Source organism: Glutamicibacter soli (assembly GCF_052322135.1).
GTDB lineage: Bacteria > Actinomycetota > Actinomycetes > Actinomycetales > Micrococcaceae > Glutamicibacter > Glutamicibacter soli.
Genome location: NZ_CM125969.1, coordinates 2448486 through 2464835 on the forward strand (window position 1 = coordinate 2448486; position 16350 = coordinate 2464835).

Annotated in this window: 14 protein-coding genes; 7 read left to right on the forward strand and 7 right to left on the reverse strand. The window is 68.7% G+C overall.

Annotated elements, in window-relative coordinates:
* Positions 1-3 precede the first annotated feature (3 nt).
* From hemC to hemE, 5 genes are all read right to left on the reverse strand, one after another.
* Positions 4-978 carry a hydroxymethylbilane synthase gene (hemC, locus tag ACTX90_RS11510; RefSeq protein WP_443442108.1) on the reverse strand — a complete coding sequence of 325 codons (975 nt, stop codon included), beginning with the start codon at positions 976-978 and terminating at the stop codon, positions 4-6.
* Positions 975-2180 carry a ferrochelatase gene (locus ACTX90_RS11515; RefSeq protein ID WP_443442109.1) on the reverse strand — a complete coding sequence of 402 codons (1206 nt, stop codon included), beginning with the start codon at positions 2178-2180 and terminating at the stop codon, positions 975-977. The genes hemC and ACTX90_RS11515 overlap by 4 nt, the downstream gene beginning before the upstream one ends.
* A complete protein-coding gene (gene hemQ / locus ACTX90_RS11520; RefSeq protein WP_047120809.1) occupies positions 2177-2863 on the reverse strand; it encodes a hydrogen peroxide-dependent heme synthase in 687 nt (228 codons plus the stop codon). The genes ACTX90_RS11515 and hemQ overlap by 4 nt, the downstream gene beginning before the upstream one ends.
* A 135-nt stretch (positions 2864-2998) precedes the next feature.
* Complete coding sequence (gene hemG / locus ACTX90_RS11525) at positions 2999-4585, reverse strand: protoporphyrinogen oxidase (RefSeq protein ID WP_181728015.1); 1587 nt, start codon at positions 4583-4585, stop codon at positions 2999-3001.
* Positions 4586-4701: 116 nt separating this feature from the next.
* Positions 4702-5757 carry a uroporphyrinogen decarboxylase gene (hemE, locus tag ACTX90_RS11530; RefSeq protein WP_047119549.1) on the reverse strand — a complete coding sequence of 352 codons (1056 nt, stop codon included), beginning with the start codon at positions 5755-5757 and terminating at the stop codon, positions 4702-4704.
* Positions 5758-5902: 145 nt separating this feature from the next.
* Here hemE and ACTX90_RS11535 point away from each other — a divergent pair, with 145 nt between their 5' ends.
* From ACTX90_RS11535 to ACTX90_RS11560, 6 genes are all read left to right on the forward strand, one after another.
* Complete coding sequence (locus ACTX90_RS11535) at positions 5903-7216, forward strand: glutamyl-tRNA reductase (protein WP_047119550.1); 1314 nt, start codon at positions 5903-5905, stop codon at positions 7214-7216.
* Between the two features lie 182 nt (positions 7217-7398).
* Entirely contained in the window at positions 7399-7980 is a 582-nt protein-coding gene (locus ACTX90_RS11540; protein ID WP_443442110.1) for a TetR/AcrR family transcriptional regulator, read from the forward strand.
* Between the two features lie 66 nt (positions 7981-8046).
* Complete coding sequence (locus ACTX90_RS11545) at positions 8047-8268, forward strand: DUF3107 domain-containing protein (protein WP_053798445.1); 222 nt, start codon at positions 8047-8049, stop codon at positions 8266-8268.
* A gap of 172 nt (positions 8269-8440) precedes the next feature.
* Positions 8441-9907 carry an RNB domain-containing ribonuclease gene (locus ACTX90_RS11550; RefSeq protein WP_443442111.1) on the forward strand — a complete coding sequence of 489 codons (1467 nt, stop codon included), beginning with the start codon at positions 8441-8443 and terminating at the stop codon, positions 9905-9907.
* 259 nt (positions 9908-10166) lie between these two features.
* Positions 10167-11810: a DEAD/DEAH box helicase gene (locus ACTX90_RS11555; RefSeq protein ID WP_443442112.1), complete on the forward strand. Its 1644-nt coding sequence runs from the start codon at positions 10167-10169 to the stop codon at positions 11808-11810.
* Between the two features lie 152 nt (positions 11811-11962).
* Entirely contained in the window at positions 11963-12805 is an 843-nt protein-coding gene (locus ACTX90_RS11560) for a DNA-methyltransferase (RefSeq protein ID WP_161447154.1), read from the forward strand.
* Here the strand turns inward: ACTX90_RS11560 and ACTX90_RS11565 are convergent.
* Positions 12802-13653 carry a PHP domain-containing protein gene (locus ACTX90_RS11565; protein ID WP_424573042.1) on the reverse strand — a complete coding sequence of 284 codons (852 nt, stop codon included), beginning with the start codon at positions 13651-13653 and terminating at the stop codon, positions 12802-12804. The genes ACTX90_RS11560 and ACTX90_RS11565 overlap by 4 nt on opposite strands.
* A 68-nt stretch (positions 13654-13721) precedes the next feature.
* Between ACTX90_RS11565 and ACTX90_RS11570 the strand changes: the two genes are divergently transcribed.
* Positions 13722-15269, forward strand: coding sequence for an aminopeptidase P family protein (locus ACTX90_RS11570; protein WP_443442113.1), 1548 nt, complete (start codon positions 13722-13724; stop codon positions 15267-15269).
* A gap of 84 nt (positions 15270-15353) precedes the next feature.
* Here ACTX90_RS11570 and ACTX90_RS11575 read toward each other — a convergent pair whose 3' ends face one another.
* Positions 15354-16253 carry a general stress protein gene (locus tag ACTX90_RS11575; protein WP_181728016.1) on the reverse strand — a complete coding sequence of 300 codons (900 nt, stop codon included), beginning with the start codon at positions 16251-16253 and terminating at the stop codon, positions 15354-15356.
* Positions 16254-16350: the final 97 nt, after the last annotated feature.

Sequence of the window (16350 nt, forward strand, 5' to 3'; positions counted from 1 at the left end):
CGGTCAGGCCAGCCCTGCGACGACCGCCGCGCCGTCGGCCAGCATGCCGTTGGCCAGCCTGCGGCCCAGCGCCTGGGCGTCGACGACGTCGGCCAGCGGGGCCTTGGCGCTGCGGCGCATGACCTCGGAGCCGTCGGGGTTGCAGGCCACGGCGTCCAGCACCAGCTCGCCGTCCTGCACGCTGGCCAGCGCGCCGATCGGCGCGGCGCAGCCGGCCTCCAGCTGGTTGAGCAGTGCGCGTTCGGCTTCCACCTGCAAACGGGTGTGCAGGTCATCGAAGCGGGCCAGCGCCTGGTCCAGTTCCGCATGGCCGGTGCCCGCGGTGCGGGTCTCCAGCGCCAGCGCGCCCTGGCCGGGGGCCGGGAGCATGATGGACGGATCCAGGTACTCGGTGATGTGCTGCTCCAGGCCCAGGCGGCGCATGCCGGCAGCGGCAAGGATCACCGCATCCAGGTCGCCCTGGGTGGCCCGGCCCACGCTGCCGTCGTCGTGGGTGTCCCCCACGCCCTTGACCCGGCCGAGCCGGGTGGGCACGTTGCCGCGGATGTCCACGATCACCAGATCCTGGCGGTAGGCGCGCAGCTGCGCGGCGCGTCGCGGGGATCCGGTGCCGATCTTCGCGCCTTCGGGCAGCTGGTCGAGGGTCATTCCGTCGCGGCCGCACAGCGCGTCGCGCACGTCCTCGCGCGGCGGGATGGCGGCGAGCACCAGGCCCTCGGGCTGCACGGTGGGCAGGTCCTTGAGCGAGTGCACCGCCAGGTCGCAGCCGCCGTCCAGCAGGTGCTGGCGCAGCGCGGCGGCGAACACCCCGGTGCCGCCCAGGTTGGCCAGCGAACCGGTCACCACATCGCCCTCGGTCTTCACCAGCACGGTGTCGACTTCAAGGCCGGACAGCTGCGCCAGCTGGTCGGCAGCCCATCCGGTCTGCGTGGTGGCCAGCGCGCTGCCCCGGGTTCCTACGCGGAAGGACTGGGTCATGGCTGCGGCACTCCCACCTCTGAATCCACCGCGCCGATGGTCGGGCGCAGGGTGCCGTCCATGGCAAGCTTTTCGCAGCAGCCAGGGCGGCAGACGTCGAACCAGGGGCCCAGCGCGGTTTCAGACAGGCGTCCTTCGCGCAGCGGCTTGCCGTCGGGGCCGGCCAGCCGCTCCTCGACCAGGTCTACCAGGCCCGAGACGAAGGCGCGGTGCGTGCCCGGGGTGGGCACGCGGGCGAAAGCCAGCCCCAGTTCGGCGCAGGTGTCCTTGGCCTCGGTGTCCAGGTCCCAGAGCACCTCCATGTGGTCGGAGATGAAGCCGATCGGCACCACCACCACGCCCGCCACGCCGGCTGCGGCGTCCTCTTCCAGCGCGTCGTTGATATCCGGTTCAAGCCACGGGGTGTGCGGGGATCCGGAGCGGGACTGGTAGACCAGGGAATGCTCCAGGCCGGCGGCCTCGGGCACGTTGGCCAGGATGTGCTCGGCCACTGCGCGGTGCTGGGCGGTGTACAGGTTCTCGTCCAGCGTGCTCCGGATGGCTTCGGGACCTGCGGCGTTCGCATCGCTCAGGGGGATCGAGTGCGTGACGAACACGATCTTGATCTTCCCCTCCGGTTTCCCGGCGGCGGCCAGCTGCTCGCGCACCGAGGCCAGAGAGCCGGGAAGCTCCTGGATGAATGGCTGCACAAAGGCCGGGGTGTCGAAGAACTGGCGCAGCTTGTCGACTTCCACCACCCCTTCAAGCCCGGTGGCGCGCAGGCCCATGCCCAAATCCTCGCGGTACTGGCGGCAGGCCGAGTAGCCCGAGTAGGCGCCGGTGCCCATGAGCAGCACGGTGCGGTGCCCGTCGGCGGCGATCTGCTCCAACGTGTCGTTCACGAACGGGTGCCAGTTGCGGTTGCCCCAGTAGATCGGCACGGTGATGCCGCGGGCGGCGAACTCGGCTTCGAGCGCGGCCTTCAGCGCGCGGTTCTGCGCGTTGATCGGCGAGACGCCGCCGTTGGTGCGGTAGTGCACCGCGACCTCTTCCAGGCGCTCGTCCGGGATGCCGCGCCCGCCGGTGACGTTGCGCAGGAACGGGATGACGTCGTCCTGTCCCTCTGGCCCGCCGAAGGAGGCGAGCAGCACCGCGTCATAGGACTTCGGGATCATGCGCCCGTTCCGGTCGTAGCCGGTGCGCGGGTCGAAAGACTGGTTCACTGGAGCACCTCGAGGGCTTCGGCGGCCGAGATGCGGCGGCCGGTGTAGAACGGGGTTTCCTCGCGCACGTGGTGGCGGGCCTCGGTGTAGCGCAGGTGGCGCATCATGTCGACCAGGTCGATCATGTCGTCGGCTTCCAGGCAGATCTGCCACTCGTAGTCGCTGAATGCGAAGGCCGCCACGGTGTTGGCCAGCACGTCAGGGAATTCGCGGCCCAGGATGCCGTGGTCGCGCAGCATCTTGCCGCGGACCGCCGGGTCCATGGTGTACCAGTCGGTGGAGCGGACAAACGGGTAGACCGTCATCCATTCCTTGGCCGCCACGCCGCGGGCGAAGGCCGGCGAGTGGTCCTTGGCGAACTCCGCCTCGCGGTGCACCGCCATGGTGGAGTAGACGATCTCGGTGCCGGCCAGCAGCGCCGAGCGGCGGATCTTGCGCATCGAGGCCTGCAGCAGCGCCGCGGACGGGCCGTGGACCCAGATCATGATGTCCGCGTCTTCGCGCATGGCCGAGACGTCGTAGATGCCGCGCACGACGGCTCCCTCGGCGGCCAGCTGCTCGGTCAGCGCATCGAATTCGGCGGCAGCGGCGTCGGTGCGCTGGACTGCGTCCGAGCGCTTGAAGATGGTCCACAGGGTGTAGAAGAAGGTCGGGTTCTCCCCGGCGTTTTCGCGTTCGCGGATAACGGGCGAATTATGCTCCGGTGCGTTGCTCACTGGTGTTTCTCCTTGGATCTGCTGATCTGGGTTGGGTCTGCAAGTTTGTCGGCGCGCCGCCGGGCGGCGCGGGTCTTCGGCGCTGGTCGTCGGCTCCGGGGCTCAGCGGGCGCTGATGGCCACCGCGCGGCGGGCCTGGGCGATGACGCGGGCCAGGCCGGTGCCGGCCAGCCAGGCGCCCACCACGTCCACGCCGTCCAGGTCGTCAAGAGCCTGCTGGACCTGGGCGCGGCGCTGCGCCGCGGCGCCGCCCTGCAGCGGCACCATGTCGTTGAAGCGGGACACCGCGCTGCCGAGCACGTCTTCCTGCTGCAATTGAACACCGAGAATCTTTGAGGCGTCTTTGACCGCCTGCGCGATGAGCTGCGCGTCATCGCCGGATTCGACGATCGGCTCATGCTCGCCGATGCGGCCGAAGGACAGGCGCACCACATGCGTGCCCGGCCCTGCCTGCTCGGCCAGCCACGGCCATTTGGCGGTCGCGTGGGTCAGGGCCTTGGCCACCAGCGGGGCGCCGCGCGAGACCAGCACGCCGGATCCGCGCGGGGCCTCGTCCAGCTCCGGCTTGTCCACCACCAGGGTGGCCAGCGCGATGGCGTTGGCTTCGGACCGGCCCTCGATCTGCTGGTCGGCCGGAAGCAGCGGGTTCAGCAGGCCCAGGGCTGGTTCGGCAGGGGTCGCGATGACCACGCGGTCGGCCTTCAGCTCTTGGCCCAAGGTGTGCACGGTGTACGGCTGCTCGGCCTGCGGCTGGCGGCTGATCGCGGTGACCGGCGAGTTGCGCACCAGCGACACCCCGGCGGCCTGCAGCTGGCCGGCCAGCGCCTCGATCATGGTGTACATGCCGCCGTCCAGCCCTGCCACGCGGGATCCGGCCGGAGCCGAGGACTGCAGCTGGGCCACGGCGCGGGCCAGCGAACCGGTGGACTGCATGGCCGCGCGCAGGCCCGGTGCGGCCGCATCGATGTCGATCTGCGCCGGGTCGGTGGAGTAGACGCCGTTGACCACGGGAGCCACCAGCTCGTCGAGCACAGCTTGGCCCATGCGCGAGCGCACCACCTCGGCCAGCGACAGCGGCTCGGTGGCCCACTTCTTGCTCATCGGGGTGATCAGGTCCGCTGCGGCGCGCACGGTGGCGGCGCGGCCGATGAGGTGGCGCACCTCGTCGGTGCGCACGTGGCCGGGGATGCCCATCAGCGAGGTGGCAGGCAGCGGGTTGGCCAGGATCTTCTCCCCCTCGCCCTGGATCAGCCAGGCGCTGGCCCCGGAGGTGGCGGCGATGGAGCCGGACAGGTCCAGCTCGTCCAGGTAGGAGCCGACAGTCCCGCCGCGCACGGCGAAGGACTCGGCTCCGGCATCCAGCTGCAGCCCGGCGACCTCGGCGCGGCGCACGCACCCGCCGAAGCCGTCCGCGGCTTCCAGCACGGTGACACGGTGCCCGGTCTGGCGCAGGTCGCGCGCGGCCACCAGGCCGGCGACGCCGCCGCCGATGACCACCGCATGCGGGGCCGGGTCGGCCGCGTCCTTGGCGGCGCGCTTGTGGGCCTGCGCTTCGGTGGCGCTGCGCACCTTCTCCAGCAGCCGCAGCGCATGGGCGGCGGCGTCGGAGGCGATGACGCGGCGTGCCTTGGGCGTCTCAGCCCGGGTTGAAGCTTCTGCCACGTTCTCGCTGCGCTGATCCTTGCTCACGTACCGATGCACCTTCTGCCTTTGAATCGTTTGCTGCGGTGCGCGCGCCCGGGGTCGTCCCCCGAGGCGCCCGCCACCGCGATGACGCCTGTCATTCCCAGCTTAGTCCTGCCGGACTACAGGGAGTGGATGAGCTCCACCACACGGGTGAGCACACTCGGATCCGTGGTCGGCGGGACGCCGTGCCCCAGGTTCACCACGTGTCCGCGCGCCGCCTTGCCGCTGGCGACGACCTCGCGCACATGCGCTTCGAGGACTTCCCACGGGGCGGAGAGCAACGCCGGGTCGATGTTGCCCTGTACCGAGACATCCTGGCCCAGGCGCTCGATGGCGGTGGGCAGCGGGATGCGGTAGTCGACACCCACGGCGTCCACGCCGGCGTCGCGCATGGCGGTCAGCAGCTCGCCCGTGCCGGTGCCGAAGTGGATCAGCGGCACACCCAGATCGCGCACGAAGTCCAGCGACCGGGCGGAGTACGGGGCGGCGAACTTCTGGTAGTCCGGCAGCGACAGCGAACCGGCCCAGGAGTCGAACAGTTGGGCGGCGGAGGCTCCGGCCTCGACCTGCGCGCGCAGGAATTTGCCCGATGCGTCGGCGGCCCACTTCATCAGCGCGTCCCAGACCTCCGGCTCGGAGTGCATCATGGTGCGCGGGCCCAGATGGTCGCGGCTCGGCTTGCCCTCGACCATGTAGGCTGCCACGGTGAACGGGGCGCCGGCGAAGCCGATCAGCGGGGTGCTGCCCAGCTCGGCGACGGTCAGGGCCACGGCCTGGCGGATGGGCTCCAGGGCTTCGTCGGTCAGCTCAGGCAGGGCCGCGACCTGCTCGGCGGTGCGGATCGGGGTGTCGAGCACCGGGCCGACACCCGGGACGATGTCCACGCCGATGCCTGCCAGACGCAGCGGGATGACGATGTCGGAGAAGAAGATTCCCGCGTCGACCTTGTGGCGACGCACCGGCTGGAGAGTAATCTCACTTGCCATCGCCGGGTCGAGGCACGAGTCCAGCATGCTCACGCCTTCGCGCAGCTTCAGATACTCGGGCAGCGAACGCCCTGCCTGGCGCATGAACCACACCGGGTGGTGCGAGGGCTCGCGGCCGGTCAAGGCCTGAATCAAAGCGGAATCTTGGGTACGTCCATCGATCATCGGATGGTTCTGCGACAGAGTCATGCTTCAATTCTGCCAACTCTTGCCTTGAAATCCCATTTGGCCGGACACTTGCTCACTCTGCGCTGAAATTAAGCGCCTAACGGGGGATGGCCTTAGGTAGACCTGCGTTGTTTAACCGGCCCGTTGAGCTTAACCTAGGGACATTGTGGTTTTCTTATCTCTTGTCGCATCGCATTCGCAGCTCGACCTTGAGACCGTGGCACAAATCAGCGCCTCGGCCAGCGGGCTCGCTGCTGCCTCCGTCAACGGTTCGGCAGCTATCAACGGCGCCGTCGTGCTGGCCACCTGCAACCGCTTCGAGGTCTACGCGGACGTGGAGCACGTCGAGGATGCCACCGAGCACCTCGTTGCCCATCTCGCAGCCACCACCGAGCTCAGCGCCGACTTCCTGGCCCGCCAGCTGACCGCGCTGGAAGGCGACCCGGTCATCGAGCACCTCTTCTCCGTGGGCGCAGGCCTGGACTCCGCCGTCGTGGGCGAACGCGAAATCGCCGGACAGGTCCGCCGCGCGCTGGCCCAGGCGCAGCAGGAGAAAACCACCACCAGCAACCTCACCCGGCTGTTCCAGAACGCCACCCGCGCCGCCAAGGACGTCGGCAGCAACACCAACCTGGGCACCCAGGGCAAGTCAGTGGTCGCGGTCGCCCTGGACCTGGCCGAGGAACTCACCGACGAGGCAACCGCCTGGGCCGACCAGAACGTCGTGCTCTTCGGCACCGGCTCCTACGCCGGCGCCACCATGGCGCTGCTGAAGGAACGCGGCGTGGAACGCATCTCGGTGTACTCCAGCTCCGGACGCGCCGCCGAATTCACCGGCAAGCGCGGCGGCTTCCCGCTGACCGACGAGCTGCTCCCCCAGGCCCTGCGCGAAGCCGACATCATCGTCGGCTGCTCCGGCGGCGGACAGCGCCTGGACCGCGCGGCCCTGGAGGAAGTGCGCGTGAAGAACCACCCGCTGATCGCCATCGACATGGCGCTCACCCACGACTTCGATCCGGCGCTGGTCGAGATGGCCGACGTCGAGCTGATCACCCTGGAGTCGGTGCGCATGGCTGCCCCGACCGACCAGGCCCTGGCGGTGCACGCCGCCAGCCGCATCGTGAAGACCGCCGCCAGGGAATTCGCCGCCGCCCAGCGCGAGCGCGAAGCTGACTTCGCTATCGTGGCCCTGCGCCAGCACACCAAGGCGGTGCTCGACGCCGAGGTGGCCCGGGTCCGCGCCCAGCACGGCTGCACCGCCGCCGCGGATGAGGTCGAACTGGCCATGCGCCGCATGATGCGCCAGTTGCTGCACATTCCCACCGTCCGCGCCCGGGAGCTCGCCTCCGAGGGACGCACCGCGGACTACGTCACCGCGCTTCAGACGCTTTACGGCCTTGAACTGGGCGAACCCCAGGCGCAGGCCAGCGCCCCGGCGCCTGCCGTCTGCCCCGTGGAGACCTCCGCGCGCACCGCGTAGCCGCACCCTTAATTTTCTCGCGAAGTTACCTTTCCACCGCGATGCGTGGAATACTACTTGCAAGTAGGCTCCAGGGTCATCTGCAAAATCCACGATGACGTGGGCGGAGCCTTGCAGTAGCTGGAAAGGTCGAGGTCGACATGGCTGAAGTGGAATCGCTCAAGGGACATCGCACGCAGCGAATGCCAAGGGAAGCACGGCGACGCCAGCTCCTGCAGGCGGCCCACGAGGTCTTCGTCGGCAACGGGTACCACGGCGCCTCCATGGACGACATCGCCGACGTGGCCAAGGTTTCCAAACCCGTGTTGTACCAGCACTTCCCCGGCAAGCGCGAACTCTACCTGGCGCTGCTTGACTCGCATCTGGAGGACTTCAACCGCCGGCTGGACGAGGCCATCCAGTCCACGGACGACAACCGGCAGCGCGTGTTCGCCACCATCAACACCTACTACCAGTACATCAAGAGCGAGTCCCAGGCCTACCGCCTGATCTTCGAATCCGACGTGCTCTCCGACCCGCTGATCGCCGCGCGCATCGAGGAATTCAACAACAACCTGGCCACCTCCATCTCCAAGGTCGTGGTCAAGGACACCGACCTGAACGAGGCCGAAGGGCTGCTCGCCGGGCGCGCGCTGGCCGGCCTGTCCCAGGTTTCGGCGCGCTACTGGGCCACCAGCGACGACTCGGTGGATCAGCAGACCGCCGTCGACCTGATCTCGCGTTTAGCTTGGCGCGGAATTTCCCAGTTCCCCAAGGAAAAGTAGCTAGATTAGTGGCTGAGGGACCCTTCTTGTAGGGGCACACATTTTTCGAGAGGATCAACGACAATCATGGAAATCCGGATTGGCATTCAGAACGTAGCCCGCGAAGTCGTACTCGAGTCGGAACTGAGCAATGCAGAAGTCAACGAGAAGGTTGCTGCGGCCATTGCCGGCGGTTCGGTGCTGTCCCTGACCGACCCCAAGGGCCGCGAGGTTCTCGTGCCGGCCGCAGGCATCGCCTACGTCGAGGTAGGCCCGGAGGAAGTCCGCCGCGTCGGCTTCGCCCAGTAATTGGCTTTCGGCGGCGCACCACGCCGCCAGCGCCTCGGCCGGCCCCCGCATCCCGCGGGGCCGGCCTTTGCGTTTAAACCCCCGGTCCTAGGTTCACCCCGGCTCCGGCGTGTAGGTTGAGGTAGTACCATCCCGGCAAAGCGTTCAACTTGGAACAGGCAGGCGGCGTACCGTGACCGATCAACGAATCCACGCACCGCGGCAGGTGGCCGCCAGCGACCTGAGCGACCTGCTGCTCGCACTGGAAAGCGAGTTCGAGGTCCCCGGCGAATTCGACGAGCAAACGCTGCAGGCCGCCCAGCAGGCAGTCGCCGATCTGCCGGAGCCCGACGCGGACGATACCGACCTGCCGTTCTTCACCATCGATCCCCCGGGCGCCACCGACCTGGACCAGGCCATGTACCTGGAACGCAAGGGCACCGGCTACCTGGTGCACTATGCCATCGCCGACGTGCCGGCGTTCGTCCGGCTCGGCGGCCTGCTCGACATGGTCTCCCGCGAGCGCGGGCAGACCTTCTACCTGCCGCAGCGCAAGATCACGCTGTACCCGCCGCTGATTTCCGAGGACCGCGGCTCGCTGCTGCCCGACGTGCCCCGGCCCGCCTTCCACTGGCGCATCGCCCTGGACGCCGACGGGGCCCTGGGCGAGGTGCAGCTGACCCGCTCGCAGATCCGCTCCCGCGCGCAGCTGGACTACGAAACCGCCCAGCGGCGCCTCGACTCGGGCGAGGACAACGGACAGCTGCAGCTGCTCGCGGAGATCGGCCAGGCCCGGCTGGTGCAGGAACGGCTGCGCGGAGGCGCCTCCCTGAACCTGCCCGACCAGGAAATCGTTCCGGAGGGCGGCGGGTACAAGCTGGTCAGCCGCACCCCGTTGCCGCTGGAGGAATTCAACGCGCAGATCTCGCTGCTCACTGGCATCGCCGCGGCCCGCCTGATGCTCAAGGCCGGCACCGGGATCCTGCGCACCATGCCGCCGCCTGACCCGCGGGACCTGAAGGCCTTCAGGCAGCAGACCCGGCTGCTGGGCAGCCCCTGGCCCGAGGACATCAGCTACGGCGAATACCTGCACACCCTTGATGTCAGCGACCCGCGCCAGCTGGTCATCATGCACCGCGCCGCCTCGCTCTTCCGCGGCGCCGACTACCAGGTCATCGCCGGCCAGCCGGAATCCGACCTGGTCCAGGCCGCCCTGGCCGCGCCCTACGCGCACACCACCGCCCCGCTGCGCCGCCTGGTGGATCGCTTCGTGCTGCTGACCTGCCATCTGCTCAGCACCGGGCAGCCGCTGCCCGATGAACTCGACCAGGCGCTGCCCTTGCTGCCGGAGCTGATGCGGACCAGCTCCGCGGCCGCCAACAAGGTGGCCCGGGCCGCGGTGGACCTGCTGGAGGCCTACACCCTGCAGCACCGCATCGGCGAACAGTTCCAGGCCATTGTGCTCACCGCCGCGCAGGGCGCGGCCAACGGGGAGAACAACAACGGCAAGCCGCGGCCCGGGCAGCTGCAGCTGGTCACCGAACCGGTCACCGGCAGCTTCAGCGGCAGCGCGGAAGCCGGCACGCTGGTGAGCGTGAAGCTGGTGGAAGCCGACCCGCGCACCCGCCGGATCCACTTCGAAACGGTGCCCCGCGGCTGACGAACCGCTGAAATCCGGCCAAACAAGTTATGCTGGTCAGTATTACTACTGAGGATGCCCGATCGCACAGCGCTGAAAGTACGACCAGTTACCTGATGACTTCCCAGCGGTCATCATTCCGCAGGACCCCCACGCGGGGCTCCCGCGTGTATCGAGCGATCGGCTCCGCTGGACCCGCCTCCCTTCGGGCGCACCCCCTGGATTTGCAGGGCAGGTCGACCCCGCCGGGAGGCCAACATGAAATGAGACTGAAGACATCGTGAGCGACACGACGCTAACGGCACCAGCTGCCGACACCCCCCAAGAGGACAGCACCCCCGAAGCGGCGAAGCAGAGCTTTGCCGAGCTGGACGTGCGCGAGGACATCGTCGCCTCGCTGCTCGAAGCGGGCATCGAATACCCCTTCCCCATCCAGGCGCTGACCCTTCCGGTGGCCCTAGGCGGCAATGACATCATCGGCCAGGCCAAGACCGGCACCGGCAAGACCTTGGGCTTCGGCATCCCCGCCCTGCAGCGTGTCATCCGCGAGGGCGACGCCGGCTACGGGGACCTGCAGTTCCCCGGCGCCCCGCAGGCCCTGATCGTGGCCCCGACCCGCGAACTGGCCATCCAGGTCGGCGCCGATTTGGCCCAGGCCTCCAAGCACTCGAACATCTCCATCACCACCATCTACGGCGGCCGCCCCTACGAGGAGCAGATCGCAGCCCTGAAGGCCGGCACCGACGTCGTCGTGGGCACCCCCGGACGCCTGATCGACCTGAACCGCCAGCGCGTGCTGAACCTGAAGCAGATCAAGACCGTGGTGCTGGACGAGGCCGACGAGATGCTCGACCTCGGATTCCTGCCCGACGTGGAGCGCATCCTCGCCGCCCTGCCGCCGGTACGCCAGGCAATGCTCTTCTCCGCCACCATGCCGGGCGCCGTGATCACCATGGCCCGCCGCTACATGTCCCGCCCGACGCACATCCGCGCCCAGGACCCGGACGACGACGGCTCGCTGACCAAGCGCAACATCCGCCAGCTGGTCTACCGCGCGCACAACCTGGACAAGGACGAGATGGTCGCGCGCCTGCTGCAGGCCGAGGGCCGCGGCAAAACCATCATCTTCACCCAGACCAAGCGCTCGGCTGCCAAGCTGGCCGACGAGCTGATCGACCGCGGCTTCAACGCCGGTTCGCTGCACGGCGACCTGGGCCAGGGCGCCCGCGAGCAGGCGCTGAAGGCCTTCCGCTCCGGCAAGGTGGAGATCCTGGTCGCCACCGACGTCGCCGCCCGCGGCATCGACGTGGACGACGTCACCCACGTCGTCAACCTGCAGTGCCCGGATGACGAGAACACCTACCTGCACCGCGTGGGCCGCACCGGCCGCGCCGGCAACACCGGCACCGCGGTGACCTTCGTGGATTGGGATTCGGTGCCGCGCTGGTCGCTGATCAACAAGGCCCTGGGCCTGAGCGTGCCCGAGCCGGTGGAAACCTACTCCTCCTCGCCGCATTTCTTCACCGACCTGAACATCCCCAAGGGCACCAAGGGCCGGTTGCCGCGCGCCAAGAAGTCAGCCGCCGCCGAAGGCGACGGCTCTCCGCGCGAGTCCTCCCGCGAGCCCCGAGAGAACCGCGAACGCACCCCGCGCCGCCGCAGCGGTTCGCGCACCCGCACCCGCACCGTGAACGGGCAGACCCAGGAGCGCGGCGCGCGGCAGGATTCCGGCGCCGAGGACCAGGCCGGTCCACGCCACGGCCACTCCAAGGGCCGCCAGGACCGTCCGGGCCGCGAAGCCGAGCGCCATCGCGAATCCCGCGTCTCCGGCGAGGAAGGCGCAGCGCAGGGCACCTCGAAGCCCCGCCGCCGCCGTCCGCGCCGCCGCACCGGCGGAAGCAGCGAGGCAGGCTTGCAGGACTAGTCCTGCCAGCCCCCGCCCGCAGCACTCCGAAAGGATTCAGTACCCAGGTGCTCGCACAACCTGAAGATTCAACCCTGTCCGCGGCCGCGGCGCACTCCGGTTCCCCGGTGAGCGCCCCGGCCGCGGGCAACACCGTGTTCCACGGCGACAACATGTCGGTGCTGGCAACCCTGCCCGATGAAAGCTTCACGCTGATCTACGTGGATCCGCCTTTCAACACCGGGCGCAAGCAGACCCGCGCCGAACGCACCATGGTCCGCGCCGACGAAGGCGAAGGCACCCACGTGGGGTTCAAGGGCCGCAGCTACACGGCGGAAATCGGCCAGTCGCGCTCCTACCACGACAGCTTCGAGGACTACCTCAGCTTCATCGAGCCGCGCCTGCTGGAGGCCTACCGGCTGCTGGCCGAGGACGGCACCCTCTACGTCCACCTGGACTACCGGGAGGTGCACTACGTCAAGGTGCTGCTGGATACGATCTTCGGCCGCGAGTGCTTCCTGAACGAACTGATCTGGGCCTACGACTACGGGGCCCGGGCCAAGAGCCGCTGGCCTGCCAAGCACGACACCATCCTGGTGTACGTGAAGAACCCGAAGAAGTACCACTTCGATTCGGCGGAAGTCGACCGCGAGCCCTATATGGCGCCCGGCCTGGTGACGCCGGAAAAGCGGGAGAAGGGCAAGCTGCCCACCGACGTGTGGTGGCATACCATCGTCTCCCCCACCGGCAAGGAGAAGACCGGCTACCCCACCCAGAAGCCCGAGGGCATCCTGCGGCGCATCGTCGCGGCCTCTTCGCGGCCCGGCGACTGGGTGCTTGACTTCTTCGCAGGCTCCGGCACCACCGGTGCGGTGGCCGCGAAGATGGAACGCCGCTTCGTGCTGATCGACCAGAACACTCAGGCGATCGAGGTCATGCACGCCCGGCTGCCCGAAAACACGGTGTTCGCCACCCTGGACGGCTCCCCGGCCCCGGTGCCGCGCCCCGTCGACTAAGACTGCAGCTGCGCGCTGGTTCCGGTGCCCTGCGCCAGGATGCGCTCCAGCATGGCCGGCTCGGTGAGATTCTCGCCGAGCCGGTTCAGTTTTCCGGTGCCGTGGTAGTCCGAGGATCCGGTGACAATCAAGTCGTGCTCCGACGCCAGCGCCAGCAGCTGCTCCTTGCCCTCGGCGCTGTTGTCCCGGTGGTAGACCTCCACCCCGCCCAGCCCGGCCTCGATCATTTCGTGGACCGTCGATTCGGGCACCACCCGTCCGCGCAGCGCTGCCTTCGGGTGGGCGAACACCGGCACGCCGCCGGCCTCGCGCACCAGGCGCACCGCCGCGGCGGGGTTGATGGCAGGATGCGACACGTAGTAGCGCGAGCGCGAGGACAGGATGTTGGCGAACGCCTCGTTCCGATGGGCCACCACCCCTGCGGTCACCAGCGCGTCGGCGATATGCGGTCGGCCCACCGTGGCCCCGGGCTGGCAATGCTCGGTGACCAGCTCCCAGCTGATCGGGTAGTCCTCGGCCAACCGTTCCACGATGCGCTGGGCGCGCACGATCCGCGAATTCAGCGACACGGCCAGCTCGTCGAGCAGCGGCTGGTAGGACGGGTCGTGCAGGTAGGACAGCAGGTGCACGCTGATCCCGTGCGAATCCTGGCAGGTGATCTCCATGCCGGGAATGAACCCGATCCCCAGTTCCTGCGCGGTAACACGTGCCTGGTCCCACCCGCTGGTCTGGTCGTGGTCGGTCAGCGCCACCACGTCCAGCCCCGCCGCGGCCGCCGCGGTGATCAGCTCGGCCGGGGTTTCCGTGCCGTCGGAAACGTTGGAATGGGTGTGCAGGTCGATTCGCATACTCCCTAGAATATCGAAGTGCACACGTTCTTTGGTGGCGCATAGCTGATGGTGACACACTTGAAGTTATGACCAATCAAGTTTCATCGCCTTCGGGCAGCGACCAGCCATTGGAAGACCGCGTGAACAACCGTTCGCAGCGTCCGACCTCCGAATCCTTCAAGCAGTTCATGGCCTCGAACTGGGCCGCCGACACCTCGGCTCTGCCGGACGCCGATCCGTCCGCAGACTACACGGCCGCCCGCCGCGCCAAGCTCTCCGCCGCCTTCCCGGGCGAGCGCCTGGTCATCCCCGCCGGCCCGCTGAAGGTCCGCTCGAATGACACCGACTACCGCTTCCGCCCGCACTCGGCCTTCGCCCACCTCACCGGCCTGGGCGTCGACCACGAGCCGGACGCAGTGCTGATCCTGGAGCCGACCGACGACGGCGCCGGCGACAACGGCAGCAACCACTCAGCCACCTTGTACTTCGCCCCGATGGCGGGCCGCGATTCCTCGGACTTCTACCTGGATTCGCGTTCCGGCGAGTTCTGGGTGGGCCCGCGCCCGACCCTGAGCACCATGTCCGCCCGCACCGGCATGCCCACCGATTCGCTGGAGCAGCTGGAACTGGCGATCACCAAGAACTCCGGCCCGCAGGCCATGGGCGGCATCCGCATCCGCCTGGTGCGCCAGGTGGACCTGAACGTCGAGGCGCTGGTGGACACCAGCCGCATCAACACCTCGCAGGATCTGGAAGCCTCCGACGCGCTGGACAACGAGCTGGCCGAGTTCGTCTCCGAGCTGCGCCTGGTCAAGGACGACTACGAGATCGCCGAACTGCGCAAGTCGGTGGCGGCGACCATCAACGGCTTCGAGGACGTGGTGCGCAACCTGGATTCGGCCATCGCCCATGATCGCGGCGAACGCATCGTCGAAGGCTCGTTCTTCGCCCGCGCCCGCCTAGAAGGCAACGACCTGGGCTACGACACCATCGCCGCCTGCGGCAACAACGCCACCATCCTGCACTGGATCCGCAACAACGGCGCCGTGAACGAGGGCGAGGTGCTGCTGCTGGACGCCGGCGTGGAAGCCGACTCGCTGTACACCGCGGACATCACCCGCTCCCTGCCGGTCTCCGGCAAGTACACGGACGTCCAGCGCCGCGTCTACGAGGCGGTGCTTGACGCCGCCGACGCCGCCTTCGCCGCGGTCAAGCCGGGCCTGAAGTTCCGCGACCTGCACCAGATCGCCACCCGCGTGCTGGCCGAGCGCCTGGCCGACTGGGGCATCCTGCCGGTCTCCGTGGACGAGGCCATGAGCCCCGAGGGGCAACAGCACCGCCGCTGGATGCCGCACGGCACCAGCCACCACCTGGGACTGGACGTGCACGACTGCGCCCAAGCCCGCGCGGAACTGTACCTGGATGCCGAGCTGGAAGAGGGCATGGTCTTCACCATCGAGCCTGGCCTGTACTTCAAGAACGAGGACCTGGCGATCCCGCAGGAGTACCGCGGCATCGGCGTGCGCATCGAGGACGACATCCTGGTCACCGCCACCGGCGGCGAGTCGCTGAGCGCCGCGCTGCCGCGCACCGCCGACGACGTCGAGGCCTGGATGGCCAAGCTGCGCGGCTAAGCACCCCGGCTTAAAGACCACTGGCCTTCATCCGCCCCGAGGGGCTGGCTGAAGGCCAGCGGTCTTTCGTGTTGCCGCTTGCGGCTAGGAGTTCTTGTCCTGGCGGGTTTCCTCCGGCGCGTCCGCAGCAGAGTGCTGCTGCGCTGGCTCATCCGTGCCGTCCTGATCGGAGGCCTGGTCCTGGTCCTTGCGGCGGCCGATCTCAACCGTCGGCTCGACCTCGGACAGGTTCTGGGCCGGGGAGGCAGGCTGGGCCTGCTGGGTTGCTGCCGGCTGCCCGGTTGCCGGCGGGGTCGGCTGCACGCGTACGCCGTAGCGCGGGCGTCCATCCGGAAGGTCCGGGAACTGGCCGCTCGGGGCGTCGGCGGAAGCCGGGGCCGGCTGCTGGGCTGCGCCCGGAGCCTGCACGGTCGCCGGAGCCGCCGGCTGGACCGGGGCGGTCGGCTGCGCTTGCTGCCCTGGAAGATTCGAGCCCGGGATGTTCGGGGCCGGAGCGTGCGGACGCATCGGCAGCTTGGAGGCGAGCTGGCGGGCGGCCTGCGCGTTCTCGAAGTCGACGACCACGTCGAAGCTGGTGGCCACGAACTGGCTGGAGGAGGCGAAGTCGCGCTTGCCGCGGCGGGTCGAGTAGCTGATCACCCCGGCGATCATCCAGATGGCCATGCCCAGGCCGATGGCGGACAGGATCTGGTAGATGCCGTTGCCGCCGCCGAACAGCGAGAGCAGCAGGCCGACGAACAGACCCATCATGGCACCCTGCGCGGCGCCGGCCAACGCGACCTTCGGGTAGGACAGCTTGGCGGTCACGCGCTCAACGGTGCGCACGTCGTTGCCCACGATGGTCACGGAGGCCACCGGGAAGTCGTTGTCGGCCAGGTAGTCCACGAGCTTCTGGGCGTCGAGGTAGCTGGTGTAGCGCCCCAGCAGCTCGCCGCGCGGCAAGCCGTTGGTGCTGATCGAATTTACTCCTTGTGGCGAGGTCATATCTATATTGTGCACGGTGATGCTGTGTTTGCACCCAGTAGTGAAGCGGGGATCACTCAGGGCGAAAGAATCCGCGCCGCGGGTGTGTCACCGCGCA

Excerpts from the sequence above, each read along its gene's own strand:
- hemC (WP_443442108.1), bottom strand. The coding sequence starts at position 978 with ATGACCCAGTCCTTCCGCGTAGGAACCCGGGGCAGCGCGCTGGCCACC.
- hemE (WP_047119549.1), bottom strand. The coding sequence starts at position 5,757 with ATGACTCTGTCGCAGAACCATCCGATGATCGATGGACGTACCCAAGAT.
- ACTX90_RS11540 (WP_443442110.1), top strand. The coding sequence starts at position 7,399 with ATGCCAAGGGAAGCACGGCGACGCCAGCTCCTGCAGGCGGCCCACGAG.
- ACTX90_RS11545 (WP_053798445.1), top strand. The coding sequence starts at position 8,047 with ATGGAAATCCGGATTGGCATTCAGAACGTAGCCCGCGAAGTCGTACTC.
- ACTX90_RS11560 (WP_161447154.1), top strand. The coding sequence starts at position 11,963 with ATGTCGGTGCTGGCAACCCTGCCCGATGAAAGCTTCACGCTGATCTAC.
- ACTX90_RS11565 (WP_424573042.1), bottom strand. The coding sequence starts at position 13,653 with ATGCGAATCGACCTGCACACCCATTCCAACGTTTCCGACGGCACGGAA.
- ACTX90_RS11570 (WP_443442113.1), top strand. The coding sequence starts at position 13,722 with ATGACCAATCAAGTTTCATCGCCTTCGGGCAGCGACCAGCCATTGGAA.
- ACTX90_RS11575 (WP_181728016.1), bottom strand. The coding sequence starts at position 16,253 with ATGACCTCGCCACAAGGAGTAAATTCGATCAGCACCAACGGCTTGCCG.